This window comes from Streptomyces sp. NPDC056883 (assembly GCF_042788835.1).
Taxonomy (GTDB): domain Bacteria; phylum Actinomycetota; class Actinomycetes; order Streptomycetales; family Streptomycetaceae; genus Streptomyces; species Streptomyces stoeckheimensis.
Map to the genome: position 1 here is coordinate 83,737 of NZ_JBHUBS010000005.1, position 15,269 is coordinate 99,005.

General features: G+C 74.5%; 15 protein-coding genes. 5 read left to right on the plus strand and 10 right to left on the minus strand.

Annotation, left to right across the window (positions count from 1 at the left end; genetic code table 11):
- Nucleotides 1–64 precede the first annotated feature (64 nt).
- The gene (locus ACFRU2_RS15005) at nt 65–904 is read left to right on the plus strand and encodes a hypothetical protein (RefSeq protein ID WP_382972555.1); all 840 of its coding nucleotides are present in this window, start codon (nt 65–67) and stop codon (nt 902–904) included.
- 237 nt (nt 905–1,141) lie between these two features.
- Here ACFRU2_RS15005 and ACFRU2_RS15010 read toward each other — a convergent pair whose 3' ends face one another.
- A complete protein-coding gene (locus ACFRU2_RS15010) occupies nt 1,142–2,560 on the minus strand; it encodes a PLP-dependent aminotransferase family protein (protein ID WP_382972028.1) in 1,419 nt (472 codons plus the stop codon).
- Nucleotides 2,561–2,606: 46 nt separating this feature from the next.
- Between ACFRU2_RS15010 and ACFRU2_RS15015 the strand changes: the two genes are divergently transcribed.
- A complete protein-coding gene (locus tag ACFRU2_RS15015) occupies nt 2,607–3,095 on the plus strand; it encodes a carboxymuconolactone decarboxylase family protein (protein ID WP_382972030.1) in 489 nt (162 codons plus the stop codon).
- 19 nt (nt 3,096–3,114) lie between these two features.
- On the opposite strand, the gene ACFRU2_RS15020 is transcribed toward ACFRU2_RS15015, so the two are convergent.
- Nucleotides 3,115–3,537 carry a hypothetical protein gene (locus tag ACFRU2_RS15020; protein ID WP_382972032.1) on the minus strand — a complete coding sequence of 141 codons (423 nt, stop codon included), beginning with the start codon at nt 3,535–3,537 and terminating at the stop codon, nt 3,115–3,117.
- On the opposite strand from ACFRU2_RS15020, the gene ACFRU2_RS15025 reads away from it, so the two are divergent.
- Nucleotides 3,524–3,874 carry a hypothetical protein gene (locus ACFRU2_RS15025; protein WP_382972034.1) on the plus strand — a complete coding sequence of 117 codons (351 nt, stop codon included), beginning with the start codon at nt 3,524–3,526 and terminating at the stop codon, nt 3,872–3,874. The genes ACFRU2_RS15020 and ACFRU2_RS15025 overlap by 14 nt on opposite strands.
- Before the next feature lie 416 nt (nt 3,875–4,290).
- Here the strand turns inward: ACFRU2_RS15025 and ACFRU2_RS15030 are convergent, their stop codons facing one another.
- The 5 genes from ACFRU2_RS15030 to ACFRU2_RS15050 all read right to left on the minus strand — a co-directional run bounded on the left by ACFRU2_RS15030 (nt 4,291) and on the right by ACFRU2_RS15050 (nt 9,145).
- Nucleotides 4,291–4,695, minus strand: a complete 405-nt coding sequence (locus tag ACFRU2_RS15030) for a hypothetical protein (protein WP_382972036.1) — start codon at nt 4,693–4,695, stop codon at nt 4,291–4,293.
- Nucleotides 4,685–6,394 carry a hypothetical protein gene (locus tag ACFRU2_RS15035; protein WP_382972038.1) on the minus strand — a complete coding sequence of 570 codons (1,710 nt, stop codon included), beginning with the start codon at nt 6,392–6,394 and terminating at the stop codon, nt 4,685–4,687. The genes ACFRU2_RS15030 and ACFRU2_RS15035 overlap by 11 nt, the downstream gene beginning before the upstream one ends.
- Before the next feature lie 136 nt (nt 6,395–6,530).
- Nucleotides 6,531–7,520, minus strand: a complete 990-nt coding sequence (locus ACFRU2_RS15040) for a malate dehydrogenase (protein WP_382972040.1) — start codon at nt 7,518–7,520, stop codon at nt 6,531–6,533.
- Between the two features lie 202 nt (nt 7,521–7,722).
- Nucleotides 7,723–8,292, minus strand: a complete 570-nt coding sequence (locus ACFRU2_RS15045) for a DUF3017 domain-containing protein (protein ID WP_382972042.1) — start codon at nt 8,290–8,292, stop codon at nt 7,723–7,725.
- On the minus strand, nt 8,282–9,145 hold the full coding sequence (locus ACFRU2_RS15050; protein WP_254382492.1) for a bifunctional methylenetetrahydrofolate dehydrogenase/methenyltetrahydrofolate cyclohydrolase: 864 nt from the start codon (nt 9,143–9,145) through the stop codon (nt 8,282–8,284). The genes ACFRU2_RS15045 and ACFRU2_RS15050 overlap by 11 nt, the downstream gene beginning before the upstream one ends.
- A 324-nt stretch (nt 9,146–9,469) precedes the next feature.
- Between ACFRU2_RS15050 and ACFRU2_RS15055 the strand changes: the two genes are divergently transcribed.
- Nucleotides 9,470–10,105 carry a hypothetical protein gene (locus ACFRU2_RS15055; RefSeq protein ID WP_382972045.1) on the plus strand — a complete coding sequence of 212 codons (636 nt, stop codon included), beginning with the start codon at nt 9,470–9,472 and terminating at the stop codon, nt 10,103–10,105.
- Nucleotides 10,106–10,239: 134 nt separating this feature from the next.
- Here ACFRU2_RS15055 and purH read toward each other — a convergent pair whose 3' ends face one another.
- Both purH and purN read right to left on the minus strand, forming a co-directional pair.
- The gene (purH, locus tag ACFRU2_RS15060) at nt 10,240–11,820 is read right to left on the minus strand and encodes a bifunctional phosphoribosylaminoimidazolecarboxamide formyltransferase/IMP cyclohydrolase (RefSeq protein ID WP_382972047.1); all 1,581 of its coding nucleotides are present in this window, start codon (nt 11,818–11,820) and stop codon (nt 10,240–10,242) included.
- Nucleotides 11,821–11,852: 32 nt separating this feature from the next.
- The gene (gene purN / locus ACFRU2_RS15065) at nt 11,853–12,476 is read right to left on the minus strand and encodes a phosphoribosylglycinamide formyltransferase (RefSeq protein ID WP_250744072.1); all 624 of its coding nucleotides are present in this window, start codon (nt 12,474–12,476) and stop codon (nt 11,853–11,855) included.
- Between the two features lie 262 nt (nt 12,477–12,738).
- Here purN and ACFRU2_RS15070 point away from each other — a divergent pair, with 262 nt between their 5' ends.
- On the plus strand, nt 12,739–13,428 hold the full coding sequence (locus ACFRU2_RS15070; RefSeq protein WP_382972050.1) for a hypothetical protein: 690 nt from the start codon (nt 12,739–12,741) through the stop codon (nt 13,426–13,428).
- Nucleotides 13,429–13,439: 11 nt separating this feature from the next.
- Here ACFRU2_RS15070 and ACFRU2_RS15075 read toward each other — a convergent pair whose 3' ends face one another.
- Nucleotides 13,440–15,203, minus strand: a complete 1,764-nt coding sequence (locus ACFRU2_RS15075; RefSeq protein WP_382972052.1) for a DUF6350 family protein — start codon at nt 15,201–15,203, stop codon at nt 13,440–13,442.
- Nucleotides 15,204–15,269: the final 66 nt, after the last annotated feature.

Genomic DNA, 15,269 nt, shown 5'->3' on the forward strand with positions numbered 1-15,269 from the left:
CCCCGGCCGACGGAATCCGGCCGACGCGGGATCCGTGACCTAGAGTCGGTTCGTGCTCATTGGGATGATTTGCGCGCTCGGTGCGGCGGTCTGCTTCGGCACGGCGTCGGTCCTGCAGGCGGTGGCGGCGCGGGCCGCGGAGCCGGGAACGGGCTCCGGGGTCGACACCGCCCTCCTCCTGCGGGCGCTGCGTCAGTGGCGCTATCTCGCCGGACTCGGGCTGGACGCGGTCGGCTTCGTCCTCCAGATCATCGCCCTGCGGCACATCCCGATCTACGCGGTGGGCGCGGCCCTCGCCGCCAGCCTCGCGGTGACCGCGGTGGTCGCGGCGCGGCTGCTGAAGGTGCGGCTGAGCGGGACGGAGTGGGGCGCGGTCGCGGTGGTGTGCGCGGGGCTGGTGATGCTCGGGCTGGCGTCCGGGGAAGAGGGCTCGGGCCAGGGCACGCTCGCGCTGAAGCTGGGGCTGCTGGCGGTGGCCGGGCTGGTGCTGGTGGTCGGGGCGGTCGCGGGCGGACTGCCGGACCGCAGCCGGGCGCTGACGCTGGGTCTGGCCGCCGGGACGGGCTTCGGGGTGGTGGAGGTGGCGGTCCGGCTCATCGACGACGTCTCGCTCTCCGCCCTCTCCAACCCGGCGTTCTACGCCCTCCTCCTCGGCGGCGGCGCCGCGTTCCTCCTCCTCACCTCCGCGCTGGCGCGGGGCTCGGTGACGGCGGCGACGGCCGGTCTGGTGCTGGGCGAAACGATCGGCCCGGCGGCGGTGGGCGTGGCCTGGCTGGGCGACCGCACCCGCGAGGGCCTGACCTGGCTGGCGATCGCAGGCTTCGTGGTCGCCGTGGCCGGCTCCCTGGCCCTGGCCCGCTTCGGCGAACCACCGGCGGAGCCATCTCAGCCGTCCGGCGCTTGAGGAAGGAGCCCGGGCGCAGCCCGGTGCTCCTGGGGCTCCGCCCCAGACCCCGCTCCTCAAACGCCGGAGGGGCTGGATTTTGGCCGGCCTCCGATGGCCCGCAGGGCAATTTCAGCCCGCCCGGCGTTTGAGGGCGCGGGCGCGCAGCGCACGCATGGGGTCCGGGGCGGAGCCCCGGGGAACGGAAGGGCGGGTAGGGGACAGCCCCCGCAGGGCCCCGTCCCGGCGGGGGCTGCGTCACGGCAGGGCTGCGACCAGCGCCGCCAAGGTGGGCGCCCACGCGCTCTGGGACGGCGTCCCGAAGCCGACGACCAGCGCCTCCCGGGGAGGCATCGTCGCAGCCGGATGCCGGAAGAAGGACAGCGGCAGCAACCCCAGGTCCTGCCAGGCGGCAGACCGCAGCGCCGCCCGCTCACCCCCCGGCGGAAGGTCCAGCACCGCGTGCAACCCCGCCGCGATGCCGGAGACCGCCGCACGGTCCCCCACCGCCGCCACCAGCTCATCGCGCCGCCGCCGGTACCGCAGCCGCATCCCCCGCACGTGCCGGTCGTACGCCCCCGACCGGATGAACTCCGCGAGCGTCAGCTGGTCCAGCGCGCTGGAGCTCCAGTCGGTCCGGCCCTTCACCGCGAGCACCTCGTCCATCAGCGGCCCGGGCACCACCATCCAGCCCATCCGCAGCCCCGGCGCCAGGGACTTGCTCGCCGTACCCAGGTACACCACCCGGTCCGGGTCCAGTCCCTGGAGCGCGCCGACCGGCTGGCGGTCGTAGCGGAACTCCCCGTCGTAGTCGTCCTCCAGGATCAGCCCGCCCGTGGACCGGGCCCAGTCCACCGCCGCCGCCCGCCGCCCGGGCGTCAGCGCGGCGCCCGTCGGGAACTGGTGCGCCGGCGTCAGCAGCACCGCCCCCGCGCCCGAACCGGCCAGCTCGGTGGTGCGGGCCCCCGCCCCGTCCACGGCCAGCGGCCGCGTCCGCAGCCCGGCGCCGGTGAGCAGCTCCCGGTGCACGTCCAGCCCGTACCCCTCCACCGCCATCTCCCGGACCCGCCGCGCCCGCAGCAGCCGCGCGAGCAGCAGCAGGCCCTGGCCGAAGCCCGCGCACAGCACGATGCGTTCGGGGTCGGCGTACACCCCGCGGGCCCGCGCCAGGTACCCGGCGAGGGCCTCGCGCAGTTCCACCCGGCCGCGCGGGTCGGCGTACCCGAAGGCCTCGTTCGGGGCCGCGGTCAGCGCCCGCCGGGCCGCCGCCAGCCAGGCGGCGCGCGGGAAGCCGCCCAGGTCCGGGGAACCGGGCTTCAGGCTGTACGAGGTCTGCGCGCGCACGGGGCGCCGTACGGGCACGGCCGCCGCGGAACGCCGTACTCCGGCCCCCGTCCCCGCCCCCACCCGGGCCCGCTCCGCGACCCGGGTCCCGGAGCCCCGCCGCGCGGTCAGCCAGCCTTCGGCGACGAGCTCGGCGTAGGCCTCGGCGACGGTGTTCCGGGCGATCCCGAGGTCCGCCGCGAGCGACCGCGAGGAGGGCAGCCGGGTCCCCGGGGCCAGCCGCCCGCTGCGCGCGGCCTCGCGCAGCGCCTCGGTCAGCCCGGCCCGGACGCCGCGCCCGGGGACCGGCTCCAGATGCAGGTCGGCACCGAAAGTGGCCCACGATTCCGTCATGGATATGGACCATATAGGCGGGCCGCCCGGCTCCTAGGCTGATGCCATGACCGACACCGAGAAGGCATCCGAACACACCCCCCGCATGCAGCTCGCGAAGCTCGCCCCGGAGTTCTACAAGGCCGCCGTGGCCCTGGACGCGGCCGCGGCCAAGGGGCTGGACCCGGCCCTGGTCGAGCTCGTGAAACTCCGCGCCTCGCAGATCAACCACTGCGCCTTCTGCATCGACATGCACTCCAAGGACGCCCTCGCGGCGGGCGAGGACGTGGAGCGGCTGCTGCTGCTCGGCGCCTGGGAGGAGTCGCGGCACTTCTACACGGAGAAGGAGCTCGCCGCGATCGAGCTGACCGAGGCCGTGACCGTCCTGACCGACGGCTTCGTCCCCGACGACGTCTACGAGCGGGCCGCGAAGCACTTCGAGGAGAAGGAACTGGCCCAGGTGATCGCCCTGATCGCCGCGATCAACGTCTGGAACCGCATCGGCGTCACCACCCGCCTGACCCCGGGGCACTACACCCCGGGGATGTACAAGTAACCCCTCGCGCGCCCGGCCGTCAGCCGCCCGTGGGGCGGAAGGCGGCCAGGGCGGCTTTGTGGTGGGACTGGGTGAGCGTCCAGTCGGGTGCCGGGCCGGCCGTCAGGACGGCCCACTTCTTGCCGTCCTCGGCTACGAAGACCCGTTCCACGCCGCGGCGCCGGCCGTGTGACTCCGCGCTGTCGTACTCGTAGACCAGCTCCCCGCCCTCGGGGGCGCCCGGGGCCGGGCCCACGCGGATCTCCTCGTAGCCGGTGGTCTGGGCGCGCAGGTAGGTGGAGGCGCCCTGGACGGCCGCCAGCGGGGTCAGTTCGGGCTCGCTCACCTGGAAGATCTGGACCAGGGCGGTGCGGTCGGGAGAGCGGTAGAAGACCCCCGCGGCGGCCTCCTCCCGGAGCCAGCCTGCGGGAACGGCAACGGTGAACCCCTTGGCGTCGCGCACGGTCTCGTGCGCGGAGTCGCTCGCGCTCGGGCTGGGCGTGGGGCTGCCGCTGCCGCTGGCCGTCGGCGACGGGGAGCGGGTGGCCGTGGCCGAGGGGGTCGGCGTCCCGTCCCCGCTCGGCGTGGCGCTGGAAACCGTCGGCCCCGCCTGCGGCGGCTGCTCGCCGGTGTCCCGCGCCACGAACCACACGGTGGCCGCACCGATCGCGAGGGCGGCCACGGCGACGGCCGCCGTGGTCGGCGTCAGCCACCGCCCGCCGGCCCGTGGTGGGGGTGGCGGCTGTGCGGGGTACACCGGCTGTCCGGGCTGCGGATGCGGATACGCCGGGTACGGGTAGGGGTACGGGTCCTGCGCCGCCCCCGGGCCGTAGCCCGGAGCGGTGGTCGGGCCCGGGGTAGGGCTGTAGCCCGGAGCGGTGGTCGGGCCCGGAGCTGCGCCCGAGGCCGGGGCGCTGCCCGGAGCGGGCGCGGGTGCCGGGCCGGGAGCAGGTGCCGGGGCGGACGCCGGGCCGGGGGTGGGCGCAGGGCCCTGAGCCGGCGCCGGGGCGGACGCCGGGCCCGGGGCGGGCGCAGGGCCCTGAGCCGGTGCCGGTGCCGGTGCCGGCGTCGGGACGGGGCCCGGGGCGTAGCCCGGGGGTGGGGTGGGGGGCGGTGTAGGGGTCGGCGGCTGGTCCGGGGGTTGGGGGGCGTCGGGGTCCGTGACCCAGCGTTGGGTCGTGGGGTCCCAGCGGGGGGCGTTCTGCGGGGGCACGGGTCAGCCTCCCAGGGTGGTCAGGAGCCCGGCCAGGGCGGTCGCGGCGCTGACCGAGTCCACCAGCGGGGCCCAGCGTTCCAGGGCTCCGCGGAGCCGGGGCACCAGGCCGGGGCGGATCTCGTCGGCCCCCTCCAGTCCCTCCGCGACCCCGTCGAGCTCGGCGTCGAGCGCCGCCCTGTCCTCACCGCGAGGCAGCCTCACGAGGGCCGCGCGCAGCTCCAGTACGGCGTCGAGGAGGGCCTGCGGCCCGACGGTGTCCGTCCCCGCTCCCCCGTGGTGCACGGTGGTGGTGTTGGTGTTGTTGCTGCCGCCGATGCTGAACGCGCTGCCCGTGACATCGCCGATGCGGACCGCGGGCTCCTGCCCGGCAGCGCCCGTCCCCGTCACGCCGTCTTCAGTTGCCACCGGTACTCCTCCTGACCTTGGTGCTGTTGGTGTTGTTGCTGCCGCCGACGCTGAAGGCGCTGTGGTTCACCGACTGGATGAACACCCCGCCCTCGGCGACGTTGACCGCGCGCTGCGCGAACTCCTCGGTGTGCCAGCCCGCTTCGTGCAGCGCGAGGACGACGCCCCCGACGACCCGGTCCTGGATCGTCTTCAGGAAACGGTCGAGGTCCATCAGGTGGAACAGCGAGCCGTTGTCCTCGGAGGCCAGCTCGCGCACCGACACCCGCGGCCCCTCCGGCCGGGCCCCGCCGTGGCCGCCGGTGACGATCCGCCACCAGCTCGCCAGGCCGCGGCCCAGCGTGGCCGCGGAGGCCGCGAGGGAGCCGGGGGTGTTGCGCAGGGCCCAGACGGCCTTGCCGAAGCCGCTGTTGTTGCGGTAGCGCTGGGCGTCGGCGTCCGCGTTGTGGAAGTCGGTCCGGACGGGCAGCAGCAGGTGCGGGGCCACCTCCAGCATCATCATCCCGCCCTGCGTGTGGACCCGTACGAAGACGGTGACGACGAGGTTCTCGTCCCAGCCGCCCACCCGCACGCGCAGGAAGTGCCGGCGGCGCTCGCCGCCCTCCTCGATGGCGGCGGCCCGCTGCTCGCCGAACTGCCCGTGCACCACCTGCGCGGTGTCCCGGTGCGGCAGCCCGCCCGCGGGCAGGAACACGCACTCGTCCAGGACCAGTTCGCGCATCCGGTCGCCCACGGCGGCGGCCTGCTCCGGGGAGCCGTGCGGGGAGGGCACCCGCAGGCGTTCCAGCAGCGGCACGATCCGCGCCAGGATGTGGGCGTTGGTGACCGCGACCGGCTTGCGGCCGGGGCCGAGGTCCTCGCGCGGACGCAGTTCCACGGACAGCTGCCAGGGCCGGAAGGGATCACCCGCCCCGCAGAACGGGTCGTTGACGTCGTACATGATCATCGGCGCGTGCTGCTCGGCCCGGATGCGCTGGCGGACCCGCTGGAACCGGGCCCCGTCGGCGGCTTCGGCCTGGTCGTTCGCGTGGTCGGCGTAGCGGGGCTCGGAGAGGTCGGTGGCGATCGTCCGGAAGACGTGTCCGCGCTGGAGGCCGACGACGGTCACCACGGCGGCGAAGACCACCGGCAGCCACCACAGGGCGGCGGCTCCGCCGGCTTCCGCGCCGCTCGGAGCGAACGGACTGATGCCCGAACCGCCCATCTCGTCCAGGAAGCCCAGCAGTTGGAAGCCGCCTCCGAAGCCGAGCACCGCGAGGACGGCGATCAGCATCCACCACACGTAGATCCGCACGACCACGGAGAGCACCCGCAGCACCGGGACGTTCCGGGCGCGCAGCCAGTCGGCCAGGCTCAGCGCCAGGAAGGGCAGGATGAGCGCGGCGAGGGCGCCGCCCGTGAGCAGGGCGCCGACGAACCAGGCCCCGAGGACCCCGGCGGCCCAGCCCAGTTCGGCGCGCCGGGCGCGCAGCGCGTGGGCGAGGACCCGGGAGGCGTCGTAGCCGTAGGAGGGGGCGACGATCCGTTCCTCGTGGACGTACAGCTCGTCGATGACCCGGTCGCGGTACCCGGCGTCGAGGTACGTCCCCGCACACAGGAAGCGGCCGGCCTCGCTGAGGGAGGGGTGCACCGGGGGGCGGCCCGCGGAGGGACCGGCCCAACTGCCGCCTGGCTGCTGGGGAATCGCATTCTCGGTCACCGACCGACCCTAGGGTCCCCCTCCATGCGGCGACAGAACGATTCACGCCAAAGCGCCCCGGCCAGGTTTGGCCGGGGCGCTTTGGTGTTCGTACCGCTCGTACGGGGGCCTGCGCGGCCCGGCCGTACGAAAACGATCAGATCAGGCCGAGCTCGCGCACCGCGTCGCGCTCCTCGACGAGCTCCGCCACGGACGCGTCGATGCGCGCACGGGAGAACTCGTTGATGTCCAGGCCCTGGACGATCTCGTAGCGGCCGTCCTTCGTGGTGACCGGGAAGGAGGAGATGATGCCCTCCGGGACGCCGTAGGAGCCGTCCGACGGGATGCCCATGGAGGTCCAGTCGCCCGCCGCGGTGCCGTTGACCCACGTGTGCACGTGGTCGATGGCGGCGTTGGCGGCCGAGGCGGCCGAGGACGCGCCGCGGGCCTCGATGATCGCCGCGCCGCGCTTGGCGACGGTCGGGATGAACTCGTCCGACAGCCAGGTCTGGTCGTTGACCAGCTCGGCGGCGTTCTTGCCGGCGATCTCCGCGTGGAAGATGTCCGGGTACTGGGTCGCCGAGTGGTTGCCCCAGATGGTCAGGCGCTTGATGTCGGAGACGGCGGCGCCGGTCTTGGCGGCCAGCTGCGAGATCGCGCGGTTGTGGTCCAGGCGGGTCATCGCGGTGAAGCGCTCGGCCGGTACGTCCGGGGCGGCGGCCTGCGCGATGAGCGCGTTGGTGTTGGCCGGGTTGCCCACGACCAGGACCTTGATGTCGTCCGCGGCGTGCGCGTTGATCGCGGCGCCCTGCGGCTTGAAGATGCCGCCGTTGGCGGAGAGCAGGTCACCGCGCTCCATGCCCGCGGTGCGCGGACGGGCGCCGACCAGCAGCGCGACGTTGGCACCCTCGAAGCCCTTGTTCGGGTCGTCGAAGATGTCGATGCCGGCGAGCAGCGGGAAGGCGCAGTCGTCGAGCTCCATGGCGGTGCCCTGGGCGGCCTTCATGCCCTGGGGGATCTCCAGGAGGCGGAGCTTGACCGGCACGTCCGCGCCGAGCAGGTGGCCGGAGGCGATGCGGAAGAGCAGCGCGTAGCCGATCTGGCCGGCGGCGCCGGTGACGGTGACATTCACGGGAGTGCGGGTCATGGCCTTCTCCGTTAGACAGCTGGGGGTGGGGCGTCCTTGCCCCATGTGCTGGGAGGACGCCGCTCCGTGGCCCGGAAAATCTTGACGTGAAGAGACATCCGCGGTCAGGCTATCCGACCCTGGAACACCCCAATCCCCCGCCCCGTGTGGCGCGGGGCACACGGGGCGTCCTCCCGGGGGTACCGCGGGGGCCCCGGGAGGCTCAGCGGACCGTGAAACGGACCGCGGTCTCCAGGAAGGGGACGTTCAGCCACGGCTTGGGTTCCATGACCAGTGCGAGCAGCGTGATCGCCACGCCCAGCAGGCCGTACGTGACCATGTCCGTGAAGCGGGAGCGCACCGCGAGCATGCCCACGGAGGGCAGCAGCCGGCGCATCAGCGAACCCGCGATCATCGCGATCCCGATCAGCAGGCAGCCGCCGCGCGCATGGCCCACCGCAGTGAGCAGCAGTCCGGCCGCCGTCGCGGCCAGGACGGCCAGCATCGGCCACTGCCGGGCCGGAGCCGGGGCGTCACCGGGCGCGGCCCGGCCGCCGCCCTCGGGACGCGCGGTGTCCCGGGTGACGGAGGGGAAACGGCGCGACTTGGCCCCGTCCGCCCCGTCCGCCTCGTCGGCGTCCGCGGCCCCGGGGGTCGGCCCGCCGTCCCCGTCGCCCTTCCTGGCCCAGCTCGGCACCGGGCGCGGGGCCGCCGGGGCGGCGGCCCTGGTGGGAGCGGGGGCCCGGGCGGGTTCGGGGACGGTGCCGGGCTCCGGCTCGTGCTCAGCCGGCACGGGGAACCGCCCGCTCGGCGGCCTCTACGACGTTGACGAGCAGCTGCGCCCGGGTCATCGGGCCGACGCCGCCCGGGTTCGGGGAGATCCAGCCGGCCACGTCCGCGACCCCGGGGTGCACGTCCCCGACGATCTTGCCGTTCTCGTCGCGGCTGACGCCGACGTCGAGCACGGCCGCGCCCGGCTTCACGTCCTCCGGCTTGACCAGGTGCGGCACGCCGGCCGCCGCGACGACGATGTCCGCCTGGCGCAGCAGTCCGGACAGGTCGCGGGTACCGGTGTGGCACAGGGTCACGGTCGCGTTCTCGGACTTGCGGGTGAGCAGCAGGCCGATGGACCGGCCGACGGTGATCCCGCGGCCGAGGACGACCACGTGCGCGCCGTTGATCTCGACGCCGTGGTGGCGCAGCAGCTGGACGATCCCGTACGGGGTGCACGGCAGCGGGCCCGGCTCGTTCAGGACCAGCCTGCCGAGTGACATCGGGTGCAGGCCGTCGGCGTCCTTCGCCGGGTCCATGAGCTCCAGGACGCGGTTGGTGTCGATGCCCTTGGGAAGCGGGAGTTGCACGATGTAGCCGGTGCATTCCGGGTTGGCGTTCAGCTCCCGCACGACCTCCTCGATGTCCTCCTGGGAGGCCGTCGCGGGGAGTTCGCGCTGGAGGGAGGCGATGCCGACCTCGGCGCAGTCCTTGTGCTTGCCGTTGACGTACCAGCGGCTGCCTGGGTCGTCGCCGACCAGCAGGGTGCCGAGGCCGGGGGTGATGCCCCGGGCCTTGAGCGCCGCCACGCGGGCGGTCAGTTCGGACTTGATCGCGGCTGCGGTGGCCTTGCCGTCGAGAATCTGGGCAGTCATGACCCCATCCTCCCGGATGGGGCGGCCGCGGATCCAGTCGCGGCCCCCCGCACGACCCGACCGGCTCCGTTCCCGCCGCGCCGCGGCGGCGCCGCCACCGTGCTGCCGCCGCGCTGCCGCTTCGTTCCCGGTCCGTTCCCACTTCGTTGCACTTGCACAACAAGTCCCGGGCTGACGGCATCCCGGCTGGACAAGCCCGGTCCGGCCCGACGACGATGCGGGGAAAGAGTGCCGCGGGCAGTGCCGGGGGGCGGGCCGCACGATTTGCAGTGACTCCTCCGCGCGTGCCGTGCGTCCCCGCACTTCCACGGAGGAACACCCCAGATGAGCTACGGCGACCCGAACAACCCCTACGCGCAGCAGCCGCAGGGCGGCCAGCCCGCCTACGGATACCCCCAGCAGGCCCCCCAGGGCATCCCGGCCCAGGGCGGCTACGCCTACCCGCAGCAGGCCTACCCGGGCGGCCCCGGCTTCCCGGGCGCGCAGGTGCCGATGCCGGGCGGGGTCAAGGGGGCGCGGGTCGTCCTCTGGATCCTCGGGATCCTCTCGGCCCTCGGCGGCGTGGCCGTCGCCGTCATCGGCGCCCTGTTCGCCTCCGAGTTCGACTCCGGCAGCTCTTCGTCGAGCGACGCGGCCGCCGCCCTGAGCGTCTTCTTCGTCATCATCGGCATCGCCGTCGTCGCCTACTCCCTGTGGCCGATCCTGACCGCGGCCAAGCTGGGCAAGGGCCGCGGCGGCGTACGGGTGTCCGGGATCATCTACGGCTCGCTGCAGACCCTCTTCGCCGTCATCGGCCTGATCGGCAACGTGATCACGCTCAGCAGCGAGCACGGCTCCGTGGCCGGCGCCGCCGCGTTCTCGCTGGTCCTCACGCTGATCTCGCTCGGCCTGGGCCTGTGGATCCTCATCGGCCTGGCCAACTCCGCCGCCGGCGCGTACTTCAGCCGCCCGCGGTACTGACCCTCCGGCGCACCGCCCGCCCCCGTTCACGGCGAAGGCCGCCCCCCGCACTGCTGCGGTGGGCGGCCTTCGCCGTCTGCGGTGAGCTCCGGACTCGGCGCCCCGGTGACTCGGTGGCTCGGTGGCTCGGTGACTCAGTGGAAGAAGTGACGGGTCCCGGTGAGGTACATCGTCACGCCCGCCGCCTTCGCGGCCTCGATGACCAGCTCGTCGCGCATCGAACCGCCCGGCTGGACCACGGCCTTGACGCCGGCGGCCGTCAGGATCTCCAGCCCGTCCGGGAAGGGGAAGAAGGCGTCGGAGGCGGCGTACGAGCCCTGCGCGCGCTCGGCGCCCGCCCGCTCGACGGCCAGCTTCGCGGAGTCGACGCGGTTGACCTGGCCCATGCCGACGCCGACCGAGGCGCCGTCCTTGGCGAGCAGGATCGCGTTGGACTTGACGGCGCGGCAGGCCTTCCACGCGAAGGCGAGGTCGGCGAGCTCGTCGGCGGAGAGGGCCTCGCCGGTGGCGAGCGTCCAGGTCGCCGGGTCGTCGCCCTCGGCCTGGACGAGGTCGCTCTGCTGAAGCAGCACGCCGCCCGAGATCGGCTTGAGCTCGGCCGCCTGGTGCGGGGCGCCCTCGACCTTCAGGACGCGGATGTTCTTCTTCTTCGCCAGGACCTCGACGGCGCCCGGCTCGAAGTCGGGGGCGACGATGACCTCGGTGAAGATCTCCGCGACCTGCTCGGCGAGCTCGACGGTCACCGGGCGGTTGACGGCGATGACCCCGCCGAAGGCGGAGGCCGTGTCGCAGGCGTGCGCCTTGCGGTGGGCCTCGGCGACGTCCTTGCCCACGGCGATGCCGCACGGGTTGGCGTGCTTGATGATCGCGACGCAGGGCTCTTCGTGGTCGTAGGCGGCGCGGCGGGCCGCGTCGGTGTCCACGTAGTTGTTGTAGGACATCTCCTTGCCGTGCAGCTGCTCGGCGTTGGCGAGCCCGCCCGGCCGGCCGTCCGTGTACAGCGCGGCCGCCTGGTGCGGGTTCTCGCCGTAGCGGAGGGTGGACTTGCGCTCCCAGGCGCCGGCCAGGAACTCGGGGAGCACGGCCTCCGGCTCGGGGGCGTACGCGTTCGTGAACCAGGAGGCCACGGCCACGTCGTACGCGGCGGTGTGCTGGAAGGCCTCGGCCGCGAGCCGCTTGCGGGCGGTGAGGTCGAAGCCGCCGCCCTGGGCCGCGGCGATCACGGCGTCGTAGCGCGCCGGGCTGGTGACCACGGCCACCGAGGGGTGGTTCTTGGCGGCGGCGCGGACCATCGAGGGGCCGCCGATGTCGATCTGCTCCACGCACTCGTCCTCGGTGGCGCCCGACTGGACGGTCGCGAGGAAGGGGTAGAGGTTGACGATCACCAGGTCGAAGGGCTCGACGCCCAGCTCGGCGAGCTGGTTGCGGTGGTCCTCCAGGCGCAGGTCGGCCAGGATGCCGGCGTGCACGCGCGGGTGCAGGGTCTTGACCCGGCCGTCCAGGCACTCGGGGAAGCCGGTCAGCTCCTCGACCTTGGTGACGGGCACCCCGGCGGCGGCGATCTTCGAGGCGGTGGAGCCGGTCGAGACGAGCGCGACACCCGCCTCGTGCAGACCGCGGGCCAGCTCTTCCAGTCCCGTCTTGTCGTACACGCTGATGAGCGCGCGCCGGATCGGGCGCTTCGACACGGCGAGGTCCTCGCCCTCTGCGGTCACGGTCTCTACGGTCCCTGCGGCCTCTGCGGCGGTCACTGGATTGTTACCTTTCGTCCCTCGATGCGGTAGCCGTGCCGGGCCAGGCGCCCCACGACGTCGACGAGCAGCTCGCGCTCGACTTCCTTGATCCGCTCATGGAGAGCGGCTTCGTCCTCTTCGTCCCGGACCTCGACCACACCCTGGGCGATGATCGGACCGGTGTCCACGCCCGCGTCCACGAAGTGGACGGTGCAGCCGGTGACCTTCGCGCCGTAGGCGAGGGCGTCCCGTACGCCGTGGGCACCCGGGAAGGCCGGGAGGAGGGCGGGGTGGGTGTTGACGAACCGGCCGCCGAAGCGGCCGATGAACTCGGGCCCGACGATCTTCATGAACCCCGCCGAGATCACGAGGTCCGGCGCGTGCGCGTCCGTGGCCTCCGTCAGGGCGGCGTCCCACTCCGCACGGCTCGCGTACGCCTTGACCGGGCACACGAAGGTGGGGATCCCTGCCTTCTCGGCGCGCTCCAGGCCGGCGATGTTCTCGCGGTCGGCTCCCACGGCGACGACTTCGGCGCCGAAGCCCTCGGATCCGCCGGGATGGGCGTCGATGGCGTCGAGCAGGGCCTGGAGGTTGGTGCCGGATCCGGAGACCAGCACGACCAGGCGGGAGGCGGCCATGGGAGGCCCTTTCTCGTCGAGCGGGGGCGCCTCCCGGCGTGAACCGGGGGCGCGTCGTTCGTCTTGTGTGATCGCATGAAAATTCGGGTCCCCGATATACGGGGGACCATACGAAGCCACCGACCGCCTGCAACGATACCGGCACACCGGACGGCCCCCGAGGGACGGGGGGACGGGTGGGCGGTAGCGTCTGGCGTACACGCCGTAAACAGGCCTCGGACGTCCCAGCGGCGTCCACGACACAGGGGATGAAACACACCCGATGCCGGACCGCCCCCAGCCCGACCGCCCGACCGACGACAACCCCTTCGCGGCGCCCCCGGAAGGCCGGCCCGATCAGCTCTGGGAGCCGCGCGCCGGCGGTGACGGCGGCGACCCGCAGAACCCCGGGTCGGGACCGGGCGCGGACCCCGGGTCGGGACCGGCTCGCTGGGACCCCACGGACCCGATCCAGCGGCGGGCGCGGTACGCGCTGCTGGCGGGCATGTGGGGCTTCTTCTTCGGGGTCTTCGGCATCCCCTCGATGGGGCTGCTGCTGGGCGCGCTCGCCCTGTACTGGGGGATCAGCGCGCTCCGCGGGGTCCCGGCGAAGCCGTCCGGGGAGGGTGCGGAAAGCACCTCGGGCCGCCCGGGCGCCTCGGCGGCGGACGTCGGTACGGGTACGGGCAGGGCTGCCGCCCCGGCCGCGGACACCGGCGCCGCTCCCGATACGGCCCGGGGCGGACTGGCGGCGCTGGGCGCCGCCGCCCGGCCGCAGCGGACGGCGGCCGCGAGCGGCCTGGTGACCGCTTCGCTGGCGATCCTGCTGGCGCTGTCCTCGTACGCGGTGCAGCTCACGTACAAGGACTTCTACGTCTGCAAGCAGGACGCCCTCACCAAGCCGGCCGAGCTGCAGTGCAACGACCTGCTGCCGGACAACTTCATCGGCAAGATGCTCGAGGTCCAGCGGTAGCCGAGCGGTGGCTAGTCGATCCGGGCGGCTTCTTCGGGCTGCCCCGGGTCGGCGTCCGCCCCCGCTTCCGGTCCCGGTCCCGGTCCCGTTTCCGCTTCCAGTCCCGGTCCCGGTCCCGGTCCCGTCTCCGGCTTCCGGCGGGTCAGTACGCGTGCTCCGGTCACCGGCGGGACGAGCGGGGACGCGCTCGGGGGCGCCGGAAGGGGCGCTCCGGCCGCCACGAGCGCCCCGGGCCCGGGTGCGGGCGCGAGCGTCGTCGCCGGCGGCGGCTCCGCGGGCAGGGCGGGGAGCGGGATCGGGGTCAGGTCCAGTTTGAGGCCGGGCATGACCAGCACGGGACGCTTCGGCGGTGCGGACACCGGCCGGGCCCCTTCCTCCGGGACCCGGTCCGCGGGCGGCCCGGCGCCCTCCTCCGGCGTGCCGGAGAAGTCCGGGATCAGGGTGCCCGCCGCACGGCGCAGGGCCGCCCAGCGGACCTCCCGTACGCCGCTGTCGTGCCAGCCGTCCTCCGCGCCCTCGCCGGCCAGGCCCTTCGCGGGCCGGTTCCGCCAGGCGTGCACGGTGACGGCCAGCGGCACCGCGAGGGCCAGGGTCCAGCCCAGGGCCGCCCCGCCCGCCTGCCACCACACGGGGCCGAAGGCGGCCAGCTCCCGGGATCCGAGGGGCCCCGCCGAAGCCGCCGAGAGGGCGGCCGTCGCCAGGGCGCACACCAGGGCTCCGAGCGCCGCCGTGAGCGCGGTCTCCCCGTACGAGACATCGCGTGCCCGGCGTACCGCGAACCAGCCCACCGCCAGCCCGGCCGCCACCGGCACCGCGCCGACGGCCCAGGTCAGCGGCGTTCCGGGACCCTCCGCGGGCAGCCCCGCGAGCAGCGGGAAGCCCGGCAGCGCGGCCGAGCCGTCGAAGCCGAGCGGGGTCGCGGCGGCTCCGGTGCCCAGCGCGAAGCCGGGACCGAGGGCGTAGGAGGCGCCCCAGACGACGGCGTTCGGGATCAGCGCCAGGGCCAGCAACAGCACCGCGAAGCGGCCCGACCAGACCCCGGTCAGCGCCGCGAACGAGCCCTGCACCTCCGACCCGTGCCAGGCCAGCGAGGCGCCGACCAGCAGGGCTCCGCCGCCGAGGAGCACCAGCACCCCGCCGGCGCCGGCCCGCAGCGCGAGGGCGTAGCGGGGCCGGGTGAGCCGGCCGGGCAGCGGACCGGTCAGCTGGCCGAGCGGCCTCCCCCGGTACTCCCAGACCCCGCCCGCGGCGGCGAGGGCGGCGACGAGCGGGAGGTGCCGGGCCGCACTGAGCGGGTCGGCGGGCATCGGCCCGGAGGCTGCGTAGACGACGGCCAGGGCGCCGACCGCGAGGTAGCCGCAGAGCACGGCGGAGAACACCACGCCGGCGGGCAGCGGCTCCGCGCCCCGGTCCTCCTGCGCGGCGCTGCCCAGCCGGGCGGCACGCCGGATGAGCAGGGCGGGCAGGGCCACCAGCAGCAACGGGGTCAGACCGACGGGGGCGGGCACCCCGGAGAGGGTCTCGTAGCGGACGAGTTCGGTTCCGTGGGCGAGCAGCCAGAGGCCCGCGGCGAGGTGCAGGGCGCCGCCGGGGCCGCTGTCGGGGTAGGGGGAGCTGATCCACAGCACGATGACGAGCACGGCGAGGAAACCGAGCCCCAGCACTGCGGCGACGGCGCCACCCACGACACACGCGGCGGCCGCCGGTGAACGGCGCCGTACGGGGGCCCTTGGGGGCGTGGGCAACGAGGTCCCGCGTTCGGTCACTTGGGTCACCCGCTCATGGTGCCAACGACACGCGCTATGGGCGGGTAACAGGCGAATGACCGTGGTGTCGCTCAA

What these genes read in the sequence shown, in the direction of transcription:
- ACFRU2_RS15005 (WP_382972555.1), top strand. Translation starts at nt 65, where the DNA reads ATGATTTGCGCGCTCGGTGCGGCGGTCTGCTTCGGCACGGCGTCGGTC.
- ACFRU2_RS15010 (WP_382972028.1), bottom strand. Translation starts at nt 2,560, where the DNA reads ATGACGGAATCGTGGGCCACTTTCGGTGCCGACCTGCATCTGGAGCCG.
- ACFRU2_RS15015 (WP_382972030.1), top strand. Translation starts at nt 2,607, where the DNA reads ATGACCGACACCGAGAAGGCATCCGAACACACCCCCCGCATGCAGCTC.
- ACFRU2_RS15040 (WP_382972040.1), bottom strand. Translation starts at nt 7,520, where the DNA reads ATGACCCGCACTCCCGTGAATGTCACCGTCACCGGCGCCGCCGGCCAG.
- ACFRU2_RS15050 (WP_254382492.1), bottom strand. Translation starts at nt 9,145, where the DNA reads ATGACTGCCCAGATTCTCGACGGCAAGGCCACCGCAGCCGCGATCAAG.
- ACFRU2_RS15055 (WP_382972045.1), top strand. Translation starts at nt 9,470, where the DNA reads ATGAGCTACGGCGACCCGAACAACCCCTACGCGCAGCAGCCGCAGGGC.
- purN (WP_250744072.1), bottom strand. Translation starts at nt 12,476, where the DNA reads ATGGCCGCCTCCCGCCTGGTCGTGCTGGTCTCCGGATCCGGCACCAAC.
- ACFRU2_RS15070 (WP_382972050.1), top strand. Translation starts at nt 12,739, where the DNA reads ATGCCGGACCGCCCCCAGCCCGACCGCCCGACCGACGACAACCCCTTC.